The 19,906-nt window shown below is 63.7% G+C and carries 13 protein-coding genes and 1 pseudogene; 5 read left to right on the top strand and 9 right to left on the bottom strand.

What is annotated here, in order from left to right; all coding sequences use genetic code 11:
• Nucleotides 1-25: 25 nt before the first annotated feature.
• The 4 genes from DOM41_RS07070 to folB all read right to left on the bottom strand — a co-directional run bounded on the left by DOM41_RS07070 (nucleotide 26) and on the right by folB (nucleotide 3,194).
• Entirely contained in the window at nucleotides 26-718 is a 693-nt protein-coding gene (locus DOM41_RS07070; protein WP_110686124.1) for a response regulator, read from the bottom strand.
• Complete coding sequence (locus DOM41_RS07075) at nucleotides 715-2,190, bottom strand: ATP-binding protein (protein WP_110686125.1); 1,476 nt, start codon at nucleotides 2,188-2,190, stop codon at nucleotides 715-717. Before DOM41_RS07075 ends, DOM41_RS07070 begins: the two co-directional genes overlap by 4 nt.
• A 78-nt stretch (nucleotides 2,191-2,268) precedes the next feature.
• Nucleotides 2,269-2,841 carry a 2-amino-4-hydroxy-6-hydroxymethyldihydropteridine diphosphokinase gene (folK, locus tag DOM41_RS07080; protein ID WP_110686126.1) on the bottom strand — a complete coding sequence of 191 codons (573 nt, stop codon included), beginning with the start codon at nucleotides 2,839-2,841 and terminating at the stop codon, nucleotides 2,269-2,271.
• Complete coding sequence (gene folB, locus DOM41_RS07085) at nucleotides 2,841-3,194, bottom strand: dihydroneopterin aldolase (protein ID WP_110686127.1); 354 nt, start codon at nucleotides 3,192-3,194, stop codon at nucleotides 2,841-2,843. The genes folK and folB overlap by 1 nt, the downstream gene beginning before the upstream one ends.
• 168 nt (nucleotides 3,195-3,362) lie before the next feature.
• On the opposite strand from folB, the pseudogene DOM41_RS07090 reads away from it, so the two are divergent.
• Nucleotides 3,363-3,926, top strand: a pseudogene (locus tag DOM41_RS07090) (glycerol-3-phosphate acyltransferase); the annotation flags it as partial.
• A 194-nt stretch (nucleotides 3,927-4,120) separates the two neighbouring features.
• Here DOM41_RS07090 and tsaD read toward each other — a convergent pair.
• Nucleotides 4,121-5,149, bottom strand: a complete 1,029-nt coding sequence (tsaD, locus tag DOM41_RS07095) for a tRNA (adenosine(37)-N6)-threonylcarbamoyltransferase complex transferase subunit TsaD (protein WP_110686129.1) — start codon at nucleotides 5,147-5,149, stop codon at nucleotides 4,121-4,123.
• A 410-nt stretch (nucleotides 5,150-5,559) separates the two neighbouring features.
• Here tsaD and rpsU point away from each other — a divergent pair, with 410 nt between their 5' ends.
• The 3 genes from rpsU (at nucleotide 5,560) to rpoD (ending at nucleotide 10,362) form a co-directional block, all read left to right on the top strand.
• The gene (rpsU, locus tag DOM41_RS07100; protein WP_110667173.1) at nucleotides 5,560-5,775 is read left to right on the top strand and encodes a 30S ribosomal protein S21; all 216 of its coding nucleotides are present in this window, start codon (nucleotides 5,560-5,562) and stop codon (nucleotides 5,773-5,775) included.
• A gap of 303 nt (nucleotides 5,776-6,078) precedes the next feature.
• Entirely contained in the window at nucleotides 6,079-8,007 is a 1,929-nt protein-coding gene (gene dnaG, locus DOM41_RS07105) for a DNA primase (protein ID WP_110686130.1), read from the top strand.
• A gap of 474 nt (nucleotides 8,008-8,481) precedes the next feature.
• A complete protein-coding gene (gene rpoD, locus DOM41_RS07110; RefSeq protein WP_280951216.1) occupies nucleotides 8,482-10,362 on the top strand; it encodes an RNA polymerase sigma factor RpoD in 1,881 nt (626 codons plus the stop codon).
• 110 nt (nucleotides 10,363-10,472) lie between these two features.
• Here the strand turns inward: rpoD and DOM41_RS07115 are convergent, their stop codons facing one another.
• The 4 genes from DOM41_RS07115 to DOM41_RS07130 all read right to left on the bottom strand — a co-directional run bounded on the left by DOM41_RS07115 (nucleotide 10,473) and on the right by DOM41_RS07130 (nucleotide 17,191).
• A complete protein-coding gene (locus tag DOM41_RS07115) occupies nucleotides 10,473-14,438 on the bottom strand; it encodes a hybrid sensor histidine kinase/response regulator (RefSeq protein ID WP_110686132.1) in 3,966 nt (1,321 codons plus the stop codon).
• 96 nt (nucleotides 14,439-14,534) lie between these two features.
• Entirely contained in the window at nucleotides 14,535-15,050 is a 516-nt protein-coding gene (locus DOM41_RS07120) for a hypothetical protein (protein WP_110686133.1), read from the bottom strand.
• 92 nt (nucleotides 15,051-15,142) lie between these two features.
• On the bottom strand, nucleotides 15,143-16,924 hold the full coding sequence (locus DOM41_RS07125) for a sodium:solute symporter family protein (RefSeq protein WP_110686134.1): 1,782 nt from the start codon (nucleotides 16,922-16,924) through the stop codon (nucleotides 15,143-15,145).
• Nucleotides 16,925-16,930: 6 nt separating this feature from the next.
• Nucleotides 16,931-17,191: a DUF4212 domain-containing protein gene (locus tag DOM41_RS07130; protein WP_110686135.1), complete on the bottom strand. Its 261-nt coding sequence runs from the start codon at nucleotides 17,189-17,191 to the stop codon at nucleotides 16,931-16,933.
• 896 nt (nucleotides 17,192-18,087) lie between these two features.
• Here DOM41_RS07130 and DOM41_RS07135 point away from each other — a divergent pair.
• Complete coding sequence (locus DOM41_RS07135) at nucleotides 18,088-19,905, top strand: putative nucleotidyltransferase substrate binding domain-containing protein (protein WP_110686136.1); 1,818 nt, start codon at nucleotides 18,088-18,090, stop codon at nucleotides 19,903-19,905.
• The last annotated feature ends 1 nt before the right edge of the window (nucleotide 19,906 follow it).

Raw genomic sequence — 19,906 nt, forward strand, 5'->3', positions numbered from 1 at the left:
CGGCGAGCACCGTCCCGCCACGACCTCACTCCTCGGGCTGGTACTTGTAGCCGACGCCGTAGACGGAGCGAATGATGTCGCGCTCCGGCCACACATCGGCCACCTTGCGCCGCAGCTTCTTGACGTGGCTGTCGACGGTGCGCTCGGAGACGATGCGGTGATCGCGATACATGTGATCCATTAGCTGGTCGCGGGAGAAGATGCGTCCCGGACTCTGCATCATCACTCTGAGCAGCTGGAATTCGACGGCAGTGAGGCCAAGATCGGTGCCGCCGGCCAGCGCTCGCCAGCCGTCTTCGTCGAGGGTCAGGCCCGTGGCCGATGACGGCGTCTCGCCGATCGCGATGGCACCGTGGGTGCGCCGCAGTACGGCCTTGACCCTCGCCACCACTTCTCGCGGACTGAACGGCTTGCAGATGTAGTCGTCGGCGCCGAGTTCGAGTCCCAGCAGGCGATCCACCTCTTCGACCCGCGCGGTCAGCATGATCACCGGTAGCGTCGGGTAGCGCTCGCGAATCTGGCGGCAGAGCGTCAATCCATCGGTGCCCGGCAGCATCAGATCCAGCAGTACCAGCATCGGCGCGTGACTCTCGAGCCAGGGCATGACGGCGTCGCCATGATCGAGATGATCCGAGGCGTAGCCGCTCTTGGCGAGGTAGTCGGCGATCAGCCGCGCGATCTTGGGCTCGTCTTCGACGATGAGAAGCGGGTCGGTCATCGAGTGGGCTCCTTGGCCAGGGCGTCGCGGGTAGCGGACGCGAGCGGGAAAGTGAGGGTCCAGCGCAGCCCGCCAAGCGGCGAGGCGGACGGGACCAGCGTACCGCCCTGGGCACTGATGAGCGCGCTGGCGATGGAGAGCCCCAACCCGCTGCCGCCGCTGCGCCGGTTGCGCGACCCTTCGACGCGATAGAGACGCTCGGTGAGCCGTGGCAGCTCGGCGGTCGCCACGCCCGGGGCGGAGTCCTCCCAGATCACCTCGGCGACCTGGCGCCGGGTGCGCAGCGTGACGCGAAGCGCGCCGGGGCTGTCGGTGTAGGCGAGGGTATTGGCGAGCAGGTTGTTCCACAGCTGACGCAGACGTTGGCTGTCGGCCCGCACCCAGGCCGATTCGGTATCGAGAGTCAGCTGGAACCCCTGGCTCTCGAGCCGTGCGCGCCCATCCTCGAGTCGCTGATCGAGGGAGTCCGCCAGATCCACTGGAATCAGGTGCATGTCGAGCGCACCGGCGTCGCTCTGTGCCAGCAGACGCAGGTCCTCGACCAGATGACCGAGCTGACCGACCTCCTGCTGCAGCGACCCCAGGCTCTCGATGCTCAAGGCGCGCACGCCGTCCTGCATCGCCTCGATCTCGCCGCGCAGCACCGCCAGCGGCGTGCGCAGCTCGTGAGCGATGTCGGCGACCCATCGCTGTCGCGCCCGGCGGTTGGCGTCGAGCGTCTCGGCGAGCTGGTTGAAGTCCTGAGAGAGACGCGAGAGCTCGTCGCGGCCACGCTCGGAGAGGCGCACGCTGTAGTCGCCCAGCGTGAGTCGCCGGGTGGCCAGGGTCATGGTCCGCGCGCGGCGGCCGAGCCACCAGGAGAGGCCGCCGGCGAGCAGCAGTGAGGCGAGGAAAAGCGAGCCGATGATGATCGTCAGACTGCGCTGCTGACGGTCGAGAAAGATCCGATCCATACGCGCCATCAGCCGCTCCGGCGGCAGATAGCCGAGCTGGCCGACGGTGGCCCCGTTACTGCGGATGGGAACGAAGTGCGGCTCCGGCGCGGGCGGCAGATCCGGGTCCTGTAACGGGGGATCGAGCAGCGGCTCGCCGATGACCGGATTGCTCAGCTCATCGAGCAGCACGAAGCCGCCGGCATCGGTGAGCTCGCGATCGAGCCCGCTGGGCGGACGCCGCTCGCTGGACCAGAGCTGGCTTCTCACCAGACTCTGCCAGGCGCTGGGGTCGTCGCGCAGCCACTGCCAGCTGCCGCGCTCCTGCCACTGCTCGCCGAGTGCCGCGGCCAGGGTCTCGGCTCGCGTCGCCTGACTGCGCTCCAGGTAACTGATGAAGCCCTGATCGAGACTGCGCGAGACGAAGAGGAAGACAAGCCCGCTGATCAGCACGTTGGTCAGCAGGATGACGATGAAGAGCTTGAGACTCAGGCGGGAGGGCCGAAGCGCATCGCGCGGCGTGTTGGGCAGTGGGAGCATGGGCTCGGAGCGCTTCACGGTGACGAAAGGTGCTGTCGAGTCTGCCTGCATATCGCGCAGAGAGGCGGCAGTGAATGGTCAAGCATTGTGGAGATCGTCGCGAGTGTCGGTGGCCGGCGCCTCCTCGGGCGTCCGTGTCCACGCCACGGCGACCGGCCAGTGGGGCTGTCGGGTGGCGTCGAAACGCGACCAGAGTTCCGCATAGGTCGCACCGAATACCGGGTGGTGATGATCGGGGAGCAGTTCTGCCAGCGGGTGCAGGACGAAGGCAAACCGTTCGATATCGCAGCGGGGCAGGGTGAGCGTCGGCGAGTCGATGCAGAGATCGCCGAGCAGCAGCAGATCAATGTCGAGGGTGCGCGCACGCGGGCTTTTGGAGCGGCCCCTGTCGCTGATCACTTCATCACGGCCGTTGTCTCGCTCGATCGTCTTGCAGTGCGCATTGAGGGCGTTCGCGTCGAGCGGTGTCTCGAAGGCGACGACGAGGTTGTAGAAATGCCGGGCGTCCTCGAAGCCAACCGGCGGGCTTTCGAACACCCGCGAGTGCGACACCGGCTCGGGCGCGGCGAGCTGCGCAAGGGCCTCGATCGCGCGACCGAGATGGCGTTCGCGGGCGATATTGCTGCCGAGCCCCAGGACCGCGAGGGCCATCAGCCTGCCTCGCGCTCGATCCGCACGCCGACGGCGCGGGCAGCGGCGACGGCACCGGGCTTGCGCACCGTCAGCCGCAGCCGCTTGACGCCGAACTCGGCGATCAGCAGTTGAGCGACCCCCTCGGCGAAGGTCTCGACGAGGGCGTGGGAATGGTCGTCGGCATAGCCGGCCAGCCGCTCGCAGATAGCGGCGTAGTCCAGGGTATGGGCGAGGTCGTCATCCTGCGCCGCGAGGCGGATGTCGGTGGCGAGCTCGAGATCGAGCTCCAGGCGCTGGTGTATCCGGCGCTCCCAGTCGTAGACGCCGATGACGGTGTCGAGCGTCAGTCCTTCGATCAAAACCTGATCCACGAAGATGGCCTCTCGCCGGTAATTCGAAAAACGGGGGGTGCGGCGGCGTCATGATGTCGGCCGCACCGGGATAAGCGAGATCGATTGTACGTCAGCGCGGTGGCAGAATCAGGGGCCGGCCCGGGCGGTTTTGCTCGCGGCGCCAGTCACCGCCGAGAGGAGTCGCGGATGCTGTCACCCCCCCTGACGCTCGGCCTGCTGGTCGGCGCGGGCTACCTGAGTGGTTCGTTGCTCGGCGCGATCTGGGTATGCCGGCTCATGGGCCTTGAGGATCCGCGTATCGCGGGCTCCGGTAATCCGGGGTTCTCCAATGTGCTGCGCGCCCACGGGTGGCGACCCGCGGCGCTGACGCTCACCATCGACGCCGCCAAGAGCGTGCCGGTGATGTGGCTGGCCGATGCCGCCTCGCTGACGATCTGGGCCCAGGGGCTGGTGGGATTGAGCATTCTGGTGGGGCACAGCGTGCCCGTCTGGCACCGCGGGCGGGGTGGCAAGGCGGTGGCCAGTGCCTTCGGTGTGCTGCTGATGCTCGCCACCCCGGTGGCACTTGTCGCGGCGCTGATCTGGTTCGTCCTGGCCTGGCGGTTGAGAACCGCGGCACTGGCCTCGCTGGCCGCGGCGCTGACCGCGCCGCTTGCCAGCTACTGGCTGGCGCCGGAGGCAACCGGCGTGGTCTGCGTCTTCTCGCTGCTGGTGATGCTGCGTCACGGTTGGGACATCCGTCACTGGCGCGAGCGTCGAAGCCGCACGCTGACGCCGACGTTGGCCGATCCCTTCGACGAGGAGGACGCCCTCACGGACCGTCATGACCTGGCGGCGGAGGCGCAAGCGGTCGATGAGCCCGGCACGGAGGGACACCTTGGCAGCGAGTCTAGCCCCGCGGGGCACCCCGAGCCGGCGCGGGGGGAGCCTCCCCCGCGACGGCGCTAGCCGCTCGGCGTGGTAAGTTCGGATAGTGGCCAGCGCGGCCGTGGCTGCAGGGTCTCGGTACGCTCGCCGGCGAGCAGGCGCTGGGCGCCGGCGTAGGCGATCATCGCGCCGTTGTCGGTGCAGAAACGCCCCCGCGGGTAGAACGCGCGAGCGCCAAGCTTTGTCATCGCCGCGTCCAGACCCTCACGCAGCCGCCGGTTGGCGCTGACGCCGCCGGCCACCACCAGACGTTCGCGTCCGCTCGCCTTGAGCGCTCGACGACACTTGATCAGCAGCGTATCCACCACGGCATCCTCGAAGGCGCGGGCGACGTCCGCGCGATCCTGATCCGCCACTGAGCCGTCGACGGTCAGCGCGCGGAGCGCCGTCAGCGTGTGGGTTTTCAGCCCGGAGAAACTGAAGTCGAGGCCGGGGCGGTCGGTCATCGGGCGCGGGAAGCGAAAACGCGTGCCGTCACCGCGCTCAGCCAGCGCCGCCACCTGCGGACCTCCGGGGTAGGGCAGTTCGAGCATTTTGGCGACCTTGTCGAAGGCTTCTCCCGCGGCGTCGTCCACCGACTCCCCGAGCAGGGTGTACTCACCGAGCCCGCGAACGTCGACCAGTTGGGTGTGGCCGCCGGAGACCAGCAGGGCGATGAAGGGGAACGCCGGCGCGTCGGCCTCGAGCATCGGTGCCAGCAGGTGCCCTTCCATGTGATGGACGCCCAGCACCGGCACACCGAGTGAGCGTGCCATGCCGTGGGCGGTACAGGCCCCGACCATCAGCGCGCCGACCAGCCCTGGCCCCGCGGTGTAGGCGATGGCGTCGATGTCGTGCTTGCCGAGTGAAGCACTCGCCAACACCTCGTCGATCAGCGGCAGCAGCTTACGGGTGTGGTCTCGCGAGGCGAGCTCGGGAACCACGCCGCCAAATTCGGCATGCAGCGCGATCTGGCTGTAGAGCGTGTCGGCGAGCAGGCCGCGCTCGGTATCAAAGAGCGCGACGCCGGTTTCGTCGCAGGAGGTTTCGATGCCCAGCACGCGCATGATCGAGAAGTCCCTCGAAGTGGTTGGTGTCGGCCGTTCGGGCCCCCGCGACGCCCCTCTGGCCAGCAGTGGAGCGCGGCGTGGCGGCCGATCGGGAAAAGGCGCCTAGTCTAACCTCGCGGCGGTGTGATCGACACCGCCACTTGTGCGGTCCGCCCGGACCGTGTCGCCGACGATTCGAGGTGTCGGTGAGATTGCAATGGCACCGGTCGACGAATAGAATACGCTGCTCTGCAAGACTGGGTCGTGCGCCCATAACACGTTTTCCGAGTCCCGCAAAGGGAGTCTCGGGATGATCCGTAGTCGCAACGCGCCGAGGAGTCTGCTCCACTGCGTACTGCGGTGCCGGATCGTGTCACTCAAGGCGTACGTACAAACCGAACTCGATTCTCAAGGTAGGTGAGTGCTTAATGCCTTCTGTCAAAGTACGTGATAACGAGCCGTTCGACGTCGCGCTGCGTCGCTTCAAGCGTTCCTGTGAAAAAGCCGGAGTGCTTTCCGAAGTCCGCCGTCGCGAAACTTACGAAAAGCCCACTTCCGTGCGTAAGCGCAAAGCTGCCGCGGCAGTGAAGCGTCACGCCAAGAAGCTTCAGCGTGAGCGTAAGCGTTTCGAACGCTTGTATTGATCCGTACTGGGGGCAGTTCTTGCCCCAGAGGGATATGCGAACGGCTGCCTTAATCGGCGGCCGTTTGTTTTTGTTGCCGCCGGCTTTACCGATCCGGTTCGATCCGCTTCCCCGGCACGCCGATGCTCGCCGCCGGTGACCCTCTTCGATTGCCCGATGCCGATCGCTAGGCGATGCAAAGCGGCGACGACTTCAGACATAGACTGCCCCGGTTGGCTAGACTTCGCTGAGCGTGCGGCATGCGCGGCTGGCGAATCACCCCGCCCGGCTTCCTGACTCGTTTTACCAGAGCGTCTCGACGATATGGCTGGACAGATCTCACAGCGCTTCATCGACGATCTATTGGCGCGTTCCGACATCGTCGACGTTGTCTCCGAACGGGTGCAGCTAAAAAAGAGCGGGCGCAATCACAGCGGTCTTTGCCCCTTCCATCAGGAGAACTCGCCCTCCTTCACCGTCAGTCACGACAAGCAGTTCTACCACTGCTTCGGCTGCGGCGCGCACGGTAACGCGCTGCGTTTTCTGATGGAGTACGACAACCTTCGCTTTCCCGAGGCCGTCGAGCAGCTCGCGTCACGAGCCGGGATGGAGGTCGAACGTGAAGGCGGGGGTGACCCCGGGGCGCATCAGCGCCGGCAGAAGCGGGAAGAGGGCGTCAATCTGCTCGATCTCGCGGCGCAGTTCTTTCGCGAACGTCTGGCGCTCGGCAAGGGCCGTCAGGCGCGGGAGTATCTGGAGCAGCGAGGCCTGAGCGACGAGGTGATCCGGGAGTTTGGCGTCGGCTATGCCGAAGACGACTGGGAAGCGCTCAAGCGTCACCTGCTCAACCAGGGCATCAGTGAGGCGGTACAGGTCGAGTACGGCCTGCTCGTCCATCGCGAGGAGAGCGGGCGCACCTACGACCGATTTCGTGACCGGGTTATCTTCCCGATTCGCGACTGGAAGGGCCGGACGATCGCCTTTGGCGGGCGCGTGCTCGGCGATGCCAAGCCGAAGTATCTCAATTCGCCGGAAACGCCGGTCTTCCACAAGGGGCGCGAGCTTTACGGACTCTTCGAAGCGCGCCAGGCCAACCGTCAGCTCTCGCGCGTGCTGGTCGTCGAGGGCTATATGGACGTTGTCGCCCTGGCGCAGTTCGGAATTCGCAACGCCTGTGCGACCCTGGGGACGGCACTGACGTCGGATCACCTTCAGCGATTGTTCCGTCTGGTCGATGAAGTGGTGTTCTGTTTCGACGGCGACAACGCGGGACGACAGGCCGCCAGGCGTTCACTGGCCACTGCCCTGCCGTCGATGATCGACGGTCGGCAGGTCCGCTTTCTGTTTCTGCCCGAAGGTGAGGACCCCGACACGCTGGTGCGTCGCGAGGGACAGGCGGCGTTCGAGGATCGAGTGACCTGTGCAAGCCCGCTTTCCGAGTTTCTTTTCGAGCAGGCCGGCGAAGGGCGCGAGCTGAAGCAGGTCGAAGGGCGCGAGCGCTTCGTGACTGCGGTACTCGAATGGCTCAAGCTGCTGCCTGAAGGCATGCTCAAATCGTTGATGCTCAAGGAGCTATCGACGCGCAGTGGCATCGAGCAGGCGCAGTTCAACGACTGGCTGGCGAAGAAGGCCTCGCCGTCGCCTCGCCCGGGGGCGGCGGCAAGTGCGACGGCGAGCGCCGATGAGGGGTTCGAGTCGCTGATGCCGCCGCCGGAAACGGATGACGTTTTCGATGTCGACACACCATCGACGCTGTCGAATCCGACGAGCCCAAGGCAGGGCAAATCGCGCGGTTTCTCTGCGTCGCGAGCGACAACTGCTACGCTGTCATTGAGTATTCCCGGGCGCATCCTGCACTTGCTGCTGCACGAGCCGGCGCTTGTCGAGCACCTGCCTGACACGCCGGAGTGGTGCCCGACCTCCCTTGCCGATGGCCCACTGTGTCGCGAGGTCGTGGCGCTACTGCAGGCCGGTCGCTACCGCAGCCCGCAGGTGCTGCTGGCGCACTTTCACGGCAGCGTCGAAGGGGAGCGGCTCGATGAGCTGGCCCGACGCGAGCTGGCGATTCCCAGAGAAGTGCGTGCCAGCGAATTGCAGAGCTGGGTGCGCTACCTCGAGCGCGAAAGTGAACGTCTGACGCCGGCGGAGGAGTACCGTCAGCTCCTCGACAAGAGCCGTCAGGCAGGCGCGTTGAGCAGCGAGGAGAAGCAGCGGCTGCGCACGCTGCTGACACAGCTAGCCAGCGGTGCCTGAGCGGCGTGCGTTGCCAGGCCTGGGTCGCCAGTTGGCGGTTCGGAGTTCACCACCGCCCGTGATCACTCAGGGCCTCGGGCATCGATTGGCAGGGCGTCAATCGAGCTCTTCGATCGAACGGCGTCAATCGAACGGCGTCAATCGAACGGTGTCGATCGAAGAGCGTCGAGGATTCAGGCCGCCGTGACTCGGGGCCGATAACGCGCAAGACAACTGAAGCGCAGCGAAAACGACCGGGTACATCGCACGCAGGCAGCGAGCGAAGTGCAAACGGTACAGGGACGATAGAAGGGTCTGAAGGGACTTGAAGAGCGGGGGCGAGACGCCGAAACGGTTGAAATGGCGGCGTTCGTCACCAAATAGGGTAACCAAATACACTAGCACACCTGGTGGGCCAGGCAAATACGCACTGGCGGCAAAAAGCCTCTACACGCTATACTAGTGGGCTTTCGGGGCATCGCGCTGTCACCCCAGGTGCTTCATTCTTCTTCGTCGAGTAGGGTTTCTATGGCTGGAAATGCACAGCAGTCACGTTTGAAGGAGTTGATCGCCCGCGGCAAAGAGCAGGGATTCCTGACCTATGCCGAGGTCAACGATCACCTCCCCGAAGATATCGCCGATCCCGATCAGGTGGAAGACATCATCGCCATGATCAACGACATGGGGATCAAGGTCGTCGAGGAAGCGCCTGACGAAGACACGCTGATGATGTCCGATAACTCCACCGACGAGTCGGCGGCGGAGGAAGCGGTTGCAGCGTTGGCGGCGGTCGAAAGCGATGTCGGACGAACGACCGACCCGGTCCGCATGTACATGCGCGAGATGGGTACGGTAGAGCTGCTGACTCGTGAAGGCGAGATCGAGATCGCCAAGCGCATCGAGGAAGGCCTGCGCGAAGTCATGTCGTCGCTGGCCTATCTGCCGGGCGCCGTCGACTCTGTACTCGCGTTCTACGACCAGACCCAGGACGAGGAAGCGCCGGGTCGTCTGTCGGATCTCTTCTCCGGCTTCATCGATCCTGACGAAGGCATCCCCGGGGTCGCCGAAGTCGAGCTGCCCGAAGAGGTCGAGCCAGAGGTCAAAGACAAGGACGAAGACGACGAAGAGGGTGACGAAGAGGAAGACGACAACTCTAACGAGGGTGGTCCGGACCCGGAAGAAGCTCGAGTGCGCTTCGAGCAGATCCGCGAACAGAACGAGAGCGCCAAGGCGGCTATCGCCCAGCACGGTTTCGGCAGCAAGGAAGTCGAAAGCGAGCAGGCCCGCCTGGCGGTGCTGTTCTCGCCGATCAAGCTTTCGCCCAAGCACTTCGAACGGCTTGTCGGTCAGGTTCGCATCAGCGTCGAGCAGGTCCGCGAGCAGGAAAAGGCGATCATGCAGGTGTTCGTCAGGCAGGGCAAAGTCCCGCGCAAGACGTTCATTGGCGCATTCCTGGGTAGCGAGACCACCGAGAGCTGGTTCGACGATTTCGTTGCCAAGCACCCGAAATACGCCGATCGCCTTGCGCCGTTCCGCGGTGACGTCCAGCGGGCCCAGCGCAAGATCGGTTTCGAGCAGGAGATGGTCCAGCTCAACGTCGGTCAGCTCAAGGAAGTGAACCGTCGTCTCTCCATCGGCGAGGCCAAGGCGCGCCGCGCCAAGAAAGAGATGGTCGAGGCCAACCTGCGACTGGTCATCTCGATCGCCAAGAAGTACACCAACCGTGGCCTGCAGTTCCTGGATCTGATCCAGGAGGGCAACATTGGCCTGATGAAGGCCGTGGACAAGTTCGAGTATCGTCGCGGCTACAAGTTCTCGACCTACGCCACCTGGTGGATTCGTCAGGCGATCACCCGGTCCATCGCCGACCAGGCGCGCACCATCCGTATCCCGGTGCACATGATCGAGACGATCAACAAGCTCAACCGGGTCTCGCGTCAGATGCTTCAGGAGATGGGCCGCGAGCCGACGCCGGAAGAGCTCGGCGAGCGTCTCGAGATGCCGGAAGACAAGGTGCGCAAGGTCCTGAAGATCGCCAAAGAGCCGATCTCCATGGAGACCCCGATCGGCGACGACGAGGACTCGCATCTGGGCGACTTCATCGAGGACAGCACCATGGTGCTGCCGATCGATTCCGCCACCGGCGAAGGGCTGATCGAAGCGACGCGCAACGTTCTCGGCGGCCTGACCGCGCGGGAAGCCAAGGTGCTGCGCATGCGCTTTGGCATCGACATGAACACCGACCATACGCTGGAAGAGGTCGGCAAGCAGTTCGATGTCACCCGTGAGCGTATTCGTCAGATCGAGGCCAAGGCACTGCGCAAGCTGCGCCATCCGTCGCGCTCCGAACCGTTGCGCTCGTTCCTGGACGAGTAAGCGCGCCGCCCCGCCCGACGGGATCGACGAAAAAACCCCGGCAANNTTGCCGGGGTTTTTTGATGCCCGGGGAAAGGGCCCGGCGAAAGCCGGTGAGTGCACCCGGGTGGTTAGGCGGACGCGTCGTCCGTGCCTCTGGCCGCACGGCTCGCCTGCAGCGTCCGCGTCATCAGCGCGCGCAGCGCGGCAGGGCGAACCGGCTTGAGCAGGATCTGATAGCCGCCGCGCTTGATCTCTTCGGCGACCTCTTCGGTACGGTCGGCCGTGATCACGATGCCGGGCACCGACTGGTCGCAGAGTTCCTCCAGCGCCTCCAGCGCCATCATGCCTGTCACTTCGTTGTCGAGGTGGTAATCGGCCAGAATCGCATCGGGGTCGCCGCCCATGTTGCGGATGGCTGACTTGGCGCCGCCGATGGAGGTTGCGGTGAAGACCTCGCACTCCCACCCCTCCAGCATGGCCTTCATGCCTTCGAGGATCAGCCGCTCGTTGTCGATGCAGAGGATGCGGGTGCCGACCAGCTTGTTGCCGGCGCGTCGCGGGGCATTGTCCTCCGGTTTGACCTCGCCACGGCGCGCAACGATCAGCGGCACGGACACCGAGAAGACGGTGCCGGCACCGACCGTCGAGCGCACGCGGATGGGGTGCTCGAGCACCCGGCTCATGCGTTCGGCGATGGAGAGCCCGAGCCCCAGGCCGCGCTCGCTCTCCTTGTGCCGGGAAGCCTGATCGAGCCGGCGAAACTCCTGGAAGATTTCACTGAGCTTCGATTCGGGGATGCCGGGACCGGTGTCCCACACCTCGATCAACACGCGCTCCCCCTGACGCCGGCAGCCGAGCAGCACGCGCCCCTGTTGGGTGTAGCGCAGGGCATTGGAGAGGAAGTTCTGCACGATACGTCGCAGCATCTGCGGGTCGCTGTCGACCCAGTGGCTCGACGGCACCATGTCCAGATCCAGGCCGCGGTCATCGGCCATCACCTCGAACTCGGCACGCAGCGGCCTGAGAATCTCGGCCAGCGGGAACTCGCTGCGCCGCGGCGTCAGCGCACCGGCGTCGAGTTTGGAGATGTCGAGCAGCGTCCCGAGCAGCTCCTCGGCGGCCTGCAGCGAGTTGTCGATATGTCCGATCGTGCGCTTATGGTCGGTGTCCGCGACCTGCTGGCCGAGCGCCGAGGTGAACAGCCGGGCGGCGTTCAGTGGCTGGAGCAGGTCGTGGCTGGCGGCGGCGAGAAAGCGGGTCTTGGAGGTGTTGGCTTCCTCGGCGGTCTGCTTGGCCTGCAGCAGCGCCTGCTCGGCCTCGGCGCGCACCCGGTTCTCCTGACGTAGCGCAGCGTTGGCCTTCGACAGTGCCTGGGTGCGCTCACGCACACGCTCCTCGAGGTTTTCGTTGGTCTCGCGCAGGGCGATCTCCGCCAGTCGGCGCTCGGTGATGTCCTGGTAGAGGGCGAAGAAGCCGAGAATGCGCCCCCCCTCGCCGAAGTGTGGCGTGTAGGTCACCAGCATATAGCGAACGCCGCCGTCGCCATCGTCCAGGGAGATCTCGAAGTTCACCCGCTCGCCGCCGAGCGCGCGACGCATCCAGGGCTCGCGCTGACGCGCCGTCGCGCTGGGCATCACGCTATCGACCCGTTCACCGATCACGGCATTGCGATCGACGTTCATCGCCGCCTCGTAGGCGCGGTTGGTGAAGAGGTAGCGGCACTCGGTATCGAAGTAGGCGATCAGCGCCGGCACGTTGTCGGTGTAGATCCGGATGTTGCTCTCGGATCGGATCAGCGCCTCTTCGGTTCGCTTCTGCTGGGTGATGTCCTGGTAGGTGTAGACGAATCCACCGCCGGGCATCGGGTTGCCCAGCACTTCCAGCACCGTGCCGTCGGGGCGGTAGCGTTCGTAGCGATGCGGCTGGCCGCCGCGGATGTTGTCGAGCAGCTGCTCGACGTGCTCCTCCGGGTCGCCGGGGCCGTACTCGGCGTTGTGGGCGTTGTAGCGGAAGACCTTTTCCATTGGCGTGCCGACGCGGATCAGGTTGTCCGGAAACCGGAAGATCTCGAGGTAGCGCTGGTTCCAGACCACCAGGTTGAGGTTCTGGTCGACCACGCCAATGCCCTGGTTGATGTTCTCGATGGTCGCCTGCAGCAGAGCGCGGTTGAACTCCAGCACCTGCGAGGCTTCGTCGACAATCGAGATGACATCCGAGATACCGATGCCCCGACCCTGCAGCGCCGAGTTGACCACGATCCGCGCCGAGGATGCGCCGAGTACCGAGGCCAGTAGCTGCTCGGTGAACTGGATCACGTCGATGGAGGCGCGCGCGTTGTTCTCCAGCGGTTTGGCGTTGCGTCTGGCGTAGTCGTCGAAGGCCCGCTCGACCTGGGCGTGACCGATGAAGCGCTCGCACAGCACCTTGAGGTCGTTGATGGTCGTCGCGCCGGTCCAGGGCCGATTGACGGTGGTCTGGCGAGTTTCGATGCTGTCGACGAACAGGGAGGCCTGGATGCGTTCAACCACGCGCTGCGGCGTGAGCTGCGAGATGAAGATGTAAAAGAACAGATTGAATGCCAGGGACAGCATCACGCCGTGGGCGAAACTGTCGGTGACATTGAGCCCGAAAAGCGACAGCGGCGAGAGCCACTCGATCCCCAGCGGCCCGCCGGCGAGCCATGCCGTGGGCAGCAGTCCCGCGCGAATCAGCGCCGGCATCAGCAGGGTGTAGGCCCAGATCGCGAAGCCGACATTGAGCCCCGTCACCACGCCGAGGCGGTTACCCCGCTTCCAGTAGAGTCCGCCGAGCAGGGCCGGCGCGAACTGGGCGGCGGCAGCAAGCGAGAGCATGCCGGTGGCGGCGAGCGAGCTGTACTCGGCGACCAGCTGATAGAAGAGGTAGGCGAGCACCAGAATCCCGCCGATGGTGATGCGTCGTGCCATCAGCACCACGCGGCCGTAGTCGCGGGACTTCTCCTCGAACCAGCGCAGCCTGAACAGAGCCGGCATCACCAGCTCGTTGGAGATCATGATCGCATTGGCAACCGCCGCCATGATCACCATGCCGGTGGCTGCCGACAGGCCGCCGACGAAGGTGAGCATGGCGAGCCACGGCTGATCGGCGACGATCGGCAGCGCCAGCACGTAGCTGTCCGGCGACAGGTCGGTATCGCCGAATAGCGTCAGCCCCGCCCCCGCCAGTGGCAGCACGAAGAAACCGATCAGCAGCAGATAGAGCGGGAAGAGCCAGCGTGCGCGCTTGGCATCATCGGTATGGGTGTTCTCGACCACCGTAATGTGGAACTGCCTGGGCAGACAGAATACCGCCAGCATCGCCAGCAGCGTCTGCGTCCAGAGACCGGTATTGAGATTCTGCTCGGTGAGCTGCTGCTGCAGCTGCAGATAGGTGTCCGCCCGGTTGAGCAGTGAGCCGAGCCCGTCGAACATGCCCCAGGTGACGTAGGCGCCGAGCGCCAGAAACGCGCCCAGCTTGACCAGCGCCTCGAAGGCGACCGCCTGGATCAGTCCTTCGTGGTGTTCGGTGGCGTTGGTGTCGCGGGTGCCAAAGAGTATCGCGAAGGCCGCCATGACGATGGCGATGTAGAACGCGGTGTCGTCGACGATGGGGGTACGGATCGTCTGGCCGTCGTTGGTCATGACCTGAAACGCGCTCGAAACGGCTTTCAGCTGCAGTGCGATGTAGGGCAGCGTGCCAACCAGCGCGATGAGGCTGGCGAATGCCGCCAGCGACTGTGACTTGCCGTAGCGCGAGGCGATGAAGTCGGCAATCGAGGTGACGTTCTGGCGCTTCGCCACCCGGATCATCTTGCCGATGACCGGCCAGAACAGCAAAAAGGTGAGAATCGGCCCCAGGAAGAGACTGGCGAACGACCAGCCCGACGTCGCCGCCTGCCCGACGCTGCCGTAGAACGTCCACGAGGTACAGTAGACCGCGAGCGCCAGACTGTAGACGATCGGCCGGCGCTTGGCCGGGCCGTTGCGTCGTGCCTGACGATCCCCGCGCCAGGCGATGGCGAACAGCGCGGCCACGTAGAGCAGCGCCACCACGATCAATAACCCACCCTCGAACATCGATTGTCTCCCTAGACCGATGGCTATCCCTGGATACCTGGGTTCTGACTGTCCGTCAGGACCTTGCGAGTCGTGAATTGGCGGCCGAGTGCGATATCAGCCTTTGGAACAGACCGCCTGACGCTGCGGGTCGTTCTCCTCGAGCTGACGCAGACGGTCCAGGTCGGGCCGACGACGCGCCCCGATGAGTGGCACGCGCTCACCGGCGCTGCAGTTCATCAGATAGGCCTGATGCGTCAGCACGTCGCGATACTGCCTCTCGAAGCGATAGAGAATGAACTCGACCAGGCGGTCGCCATTGGCCCTGGATTCCCGCAGTGTGTCCCGGTCCACCACGCTGAACGCCGTGGTCAGGGGGTAGCGATAGGTCCAGGGGCGCCACAGCATCCGGCTCTGCTCGGTAGAGACCACTTGCGCCGATTCCGGCAGCTGCTGGCGCTTGTTGTCATACCAGTCGTACTCGTAGTGGATCTGGTAGGCCAGCAGGCCCAGCCCCGCGAACGCCGGGATCATCCAGCGCGGCAGACGCCTGCCACTGAGAGCGCGCAACAGCAGCGCAATACCGGCCGCGCCAAGTGCCGCGGAGGCTGCCGCCACCCAATGCCATATCATGATGAATCCTTACTCAAAGAATCGGGCTTCCCGCTGGGAAGCCCGATTGGATTCGCGCCGATCCGCCTGGCGCATCAGGGAAGCATTGTCGCTTAGTGATCGATCGCGGCACCAGCCCCCTTGGGATAGCGCACACTCTCCACCAGATCCTGAATGTGCTGCGGCGGCTCCTCGGTAGCGCTGGAGACCATGTAGGCCACGGCGAAGTTGAGGATCGCCCCCACTGCGCCAATGGAGAGCGGCGAGATGCCCAGTACCCAGTTGGCCGCGCTGTCCTCGAGGTTGTTGGTCCCGGGGATGAAGAACCAGCCCTTATAGACGAAGATATACACCAAAGTGAAGATCAGGCCGGAAAGCATGCCGGCGATCGCCCCCTTGTTGTTGATCCGCTTGGAGAAGATTCCCATCATTAGGGCCGGGAACAGCGAGGCGGCGGCGATACCGAAGGCCAGTGCCACCACCTGGGCGGCGAAGCCGGGAGGATTCACGCCGAGATAGGTCGCGACGACAATGGCCACGGACATCGAGATGCGTGCTGCCCGGAGTTCGCCCTTCTCGGTGATCTTCGGGTTGATCGCGCCCTTGATCAGGTCATGACTGATGGCCGAGGAGATCGCCAGCAACAGGCCAGCCGCGGTGGATAGCGCTGCCGCGAGGCCGCCTGCAGCAATCAAGCCCACGACCCAGCCTGGGAGATTGGCGATTTCGGGGTTGGCCAGCACCAGAATGTCATTGCTGACAACCAGCTCGTTGCCCTGCCAGCCACGATCCGAGTAGTCGGTGGCGTCGTTGTAGAGCTGGATATTGCCGTCGTTGTTCTTGTCATCGAAGGAGATCAGCCCCGTCTCCTCCCAGGTGCGAATCCAGTCGGGACGGTCTGCGTAGGCGATCGGATTGGCGACGGCATCCTCATAGTTCTCGACCTGCGCGGCCATGTCCGGATAGATGGTCGTCACCAGGTTGAGGCGGGCCATCGACGCCACGGCGGGGGCAGTCAGGTAGAGCAGGCCGATGAATACCAGAGCCCAGCCAGCCGACCAGCGCGCATCGGCAACCTTGGGAACGGTGAAGAATCGCATGATGACGTGCGGCAGTCCCGCGGTGCCGATCATCAGCGATAACGTGAACAGCACCATGTTCAGCTTGTTGTCGACCATCGCCGTGTATTCATTGAAGCCCAGTGCGACGACGACCTCGTTGAGCTTGTCCAGCAGCGGCTCACCGGACGCGGTGTGGTCGGAGAACAGGCCCAGCGGCGGGATCGGGTTGTCGGTGAGCTCCAGCGAAATAAACACCGCCGGGATGGTGTAGGCGACGATCAGTACGATGTACTGCGCCACCTGGGTGTAGGTGATGCCCTTCATGCCACCCAGCACCGAGTAGAAGAACACCACGATGGCGGCAATGATCAGACCGGTCGTCGCGTCGACTTCGAGAAAGCGCGAGAAGGCAACGCCGGCACCGGCCATCTGACCGATAACGTAAGTCAGCGAGGCGACGATCAGACAGATCACGGCGACCATGCGTGCCGATCGACTGTAGAAGCGGTCGCCGATGAATTCAGGGACGGTGAACTTGCCGAACTTGCGCAAGTACGGGGCCAGCAGCAACGCCAACAGGACGTAGCCACCGGTCCAGCCCATCAGGAAGGTAGAAGCGCCATAACCTGCCGAGGCGATGATGCCCGCCATGGAGATGAATGAGGCGGCGGACATCCAGTCGGCGCCGATCGCCATGCCGTTGGTGATCGGGTGAACGCCACCGCCGGCGACGTAGAAATCTTTGGTCGAACCGGCCTTGGCCCAGATCGCAATGCCGATGTAAATGGCGAAGGAGCCGCCAACAAAGAGGACGTTAATCGCAAATTGACTCATGCCGGATTACTCCCCAAGGCCGAATTGTTTGTCCAGCCGGTTCATCTTCCAGGCATAGAAGAAAATCAAGCCGATGAAAATCAGAATGGAGCCCTGTTGCGCGAACCAGAACCCCAGGTCCGTGCCGCCGACGGATATGCCCGCGAGCAGGGGGCGCAGCAGGATGGCGCCACCATAGGAGGCCAGCGCCCAGACAATCAGGCAGCCGGTTATCAGGCGAAGGTTCGCCTTCCAATAGGCAGCAGCGTTGGATTTGTCATCTGCCATATTCTTGTTCTCCGCGTCATTCAAGATGGATGGGAATGTCACTCGGGCCTGCTTGGTTGAGTCGTTCCTCTTTCCTGCCAACTCTGTCACTACATCGACGTCTGTCGGTGTTTCAACGGGAATCGAGTAGCGCACGATTTATGGGTTGTTACTGTTCATCATTCCACGGCGGCGAAAACCGGCGTTGTCGTGCCACACATAAAACCGTTTTCCACGTCACTCACTCATGCATGAAGGTCGCTTGTGATCGCCATTACCGTGCATTACTCAATAGCGACATTGAGAAGCAAGAACAAGCAGTTAAATACCCGACCTTAGTATGGCGGCCTGCTGTCGCGAGTGAGTCTGCACTCAGTTCGCGGGGATTTAATTAATCGACTATGTGAATAGTTCGGAAAGCCCATAAGACCCTATTGCGGTCTATACCACGATAGTCGCGAGTTTCATGGCGCGACGACGTTTCATCGGGCCGAAAGAGATGAATTATTAGCGCGCTTTTGGTCAGTCGTCGAAAGGTTCGGACAATCTTCTCCCATCTGAAAATTCGGTGATCGAAGACGTCACGGAAAATCACCGCTATCAATCGACGTATGTCAGTACGACACCCTGATGGAAACTCTCTGCGATAAATTGATGTCAAAATCAGTCGCGTGAAGAAGATGGCGGGAATAGAATTTCATAACAGTGGATCGATAGTGACGTCTCCTGGCGTTTGGTTCTTTGCGCCCTTTTTAGGGGGAAATTGACTTGCCCAAGCTGACGACAGCGGGAACGGGCCGCAAAGAGGCATCCCGGTCTGGCCGGCAGCGCCTGGAACCCTGCCGCGATCATCATTCGGGGCTTGCGCTGCTGGACATCCGACCGTGGTCCGGCGTCGTGGCGGCGAGGCTCCGATAATGGTCGACATCGATCTTTCTCAGCCTCCTTTCACGCTGCTCGACGATAGCGGGCGTGAGCGTGTGGTTCATGGCGTCGACCTGCGCTATTTCAGTCGCGACGAGATCATTCTCGAGGCTGGCCAGCCTGGCGAGTTCGTCTACATGATTCACAAGGGCGAGGTTGCGGAGTTCGATCCTCACGCGCCGTGTGATCAGTCGCGCATTGCCCATTACACGGCAGGCGACCTGTTTGGTGCTATCAGCATTCTCAAGGGAAACAGTCGATATCGCTTCGTGGTAGAGCAGGAAAGTCTCTGCTATGCGATGCCCAAGTCACTCTTCGAGCGCCTTTGTGACGATTACCCGACTTTCGCCGAATTCTTCCGGCGGGGGCTGGCGCAAAAGGCCCGCCTGTTGGCCGAGCGTCGCATCGACAGTGGCGTGAACATGGCGGGTTTCATGCTCGCGCGGGTCAGCGAGTGCATGCGGGCACCTTTGATCGTCGATGCGGCCACCACCATCGCCATGGCGGTCGGCCGGCTCAACGAGAGCCATGCCGATAGTCTGTTGGTTGGCAAGGACGGGCGCTTCGGCGTGGTGACCAAAACCGATCTGCTCAATGCCTTGGTGACGGAAGGCGCGACGCAGGCGAGTCCGGTCGTCGCGATCGCCCACTTCGAGCTGATTGTCACGGGTTCCGATCAGTATCTGTTCGAAGCGCTGGTACAGATGACCCGACATCGGGTGGCCAGGGTCGTGGTGGTCGAATGGGGGCGGCCGGTCGGCGTGGTGGAGTTGACCGATGTGCTCAGCCATTTCTCGAGCCGCTCCTACATGGTCGGTCTCGAGCTCGAGAAGGCCGATGATCTCGACGCGCTGGCCCGCGCCAGCGCGAGGCTGCCGGAGTTGGTCCAGACGCTGATGGCCCAGGGGGTGAAGCTCCGATTCGTCATGGACCTGTTGGCAGCGCTCAACGGACGCATCGTCGACAAGGCCTATCAGTTTCTCATCGACCCTCGCTACCGCGACCAGAGCTGCCTCTTGGTGATGGGCAGTGAAGGGCGCGGCGAACAGATTCTCAAGACCGATCAGGACAATGCACTGATCGTTGCCGACGACAGTGATTGGCCCGATCGCGAGATCGCCATGCAGCGTTTTACCGAAACGCTGTACACCCTGGGTTACCCGCCGTGTCCGGGCAATATCATGGTCTCGAATTCCGCTTGGGTAGACAGCGAGAGCGGCTGGCGAAGGACGGTCTCGCGCTGGGTCGAGCGCCGTGATGCTAACTCGCTGATGAACCTCGCGATCATGCTCGATGCCCGTGGCATAGCCGGCGATACCCGTCTGCTGGATCGCCTGCGCGAACACCTCTTTGCCAGTTGTTCTCACGATGAACTGCTGCTTTCCCATCTAGCTCGGGCGGCACTGCATTTCGCCGCGCCACTGACGCTGTTCGGCACGCTCAAGAAACCCAGGCACGGTATCGACATCAAGAAGGGCGGCATCTTTCCGATCGTGCAAGGGGTGCGCACGTTGGCGCTGGAGTGCCGCATCACCGCGACATCGACCCTGGCCCGATTGGAGGCTCTTGTCGAACAGGGCAGGCTGGAAGCGGACTTTGCCGCGGATCTCGGCGAGGCGCTGGCGCTATTCGTCGAACTGCGTCTCAAGCAACAACTGCCCCAGCTCGACGGTCGGCAGAACAGCGAAGAACCCAACCAGATCGTGGTTCAGAATCTGTCCTCGCTGGACCGCGACCTGCTGCGTCAGGCGCTGCATATCGTCAAGGATTTCCAGCAACGTCTGACGCACCGGTTTCATCTCGAATATTGAC

Source organism: Salinicola aestuarinus, assembly GCF_003206645.1.
GTDB classification, from domain to species: Bacteria; Pseudomonadota; Gammaproteobacteria; order Pseudomonadales; family Halomonadaceae; genus Salinicola; species Salinicola aestuarinus.

Coding starts and splice junctions, on each gene's coding strand:
- DOM41_RS07070 (WP_110686124.1), bottom strand. CDS start 718: ATGACCGACCCGCTTCTCATCGTCGAAGACGAGCCCAAGATCGCGCGG.
- DOM41_RS07075 (WP_110686125.1), bottom strand. CDS start 2,190: ATGCTCCCACTGCCCAACACGCCGCGCGATGCGCTTCGGCCCTCCCGC.
- folK (WP_110686126.1), bottom strand. CDS start 2,841: ATGGCCCTCGCGGTCCTGGGGCTCGGCAGCAATATCGCCCGCGAACGC.
- tsaD (WP_110686129.1), bottom strand. CDS start 5,149: ATGCGCGTGCTGGGCATCGAAACCTCCTGCGACGAAACCGGCGTCGCG.
- rpsU (WP_110667173.1), top strand. CDS start 5,560: ATGCCTTCTGTCAAAGTACGTGATAACGAGCCGTTCGACGTCGCGCTG.
- dnaG (WP_110686130.1), top strand. CDS start 6,079: ATGGCTGGACAGATCTCACAGCGCTTCATCGACGATCTATTGGCGCGT.
- DOM41_RS07115 (WP_110686132.1), bottom strand. CDS start 14,438: ATGTTCGAGGGTGGGTTATTGATCGTGGTGGCGCTGCTCTACGTGGCC.
- DOM41_RS07120 (WP_110686133.1), bottom strand. CDS start 15,050: ATGATATGGCATTGGGTGGCGGCAGCCTCCGCGGCACTTGGCGCGGCC.
- DOM41_RS07125 (WP_110686134.1), bottom strand. CDS start 16,924: ATGAGTCAATTTGCGATTAACGTCCTCTTTGTTGGCGGCTCCTTCGCC.
- DOM41_RS07130 (WP_110686135.1), bottom strand. CDS start 17,191: ATGGCAGATGACAAATCCAACGCTGCTGCCTATTGGAAGGCGAACCTT.
- DOM41_RS07135 (WP_110686136.1), top strand. CDS start 18,088: ATGGTCGACATCGATCTTTCTCAGCCTCCTTTCACGCTGCTCGACGAT.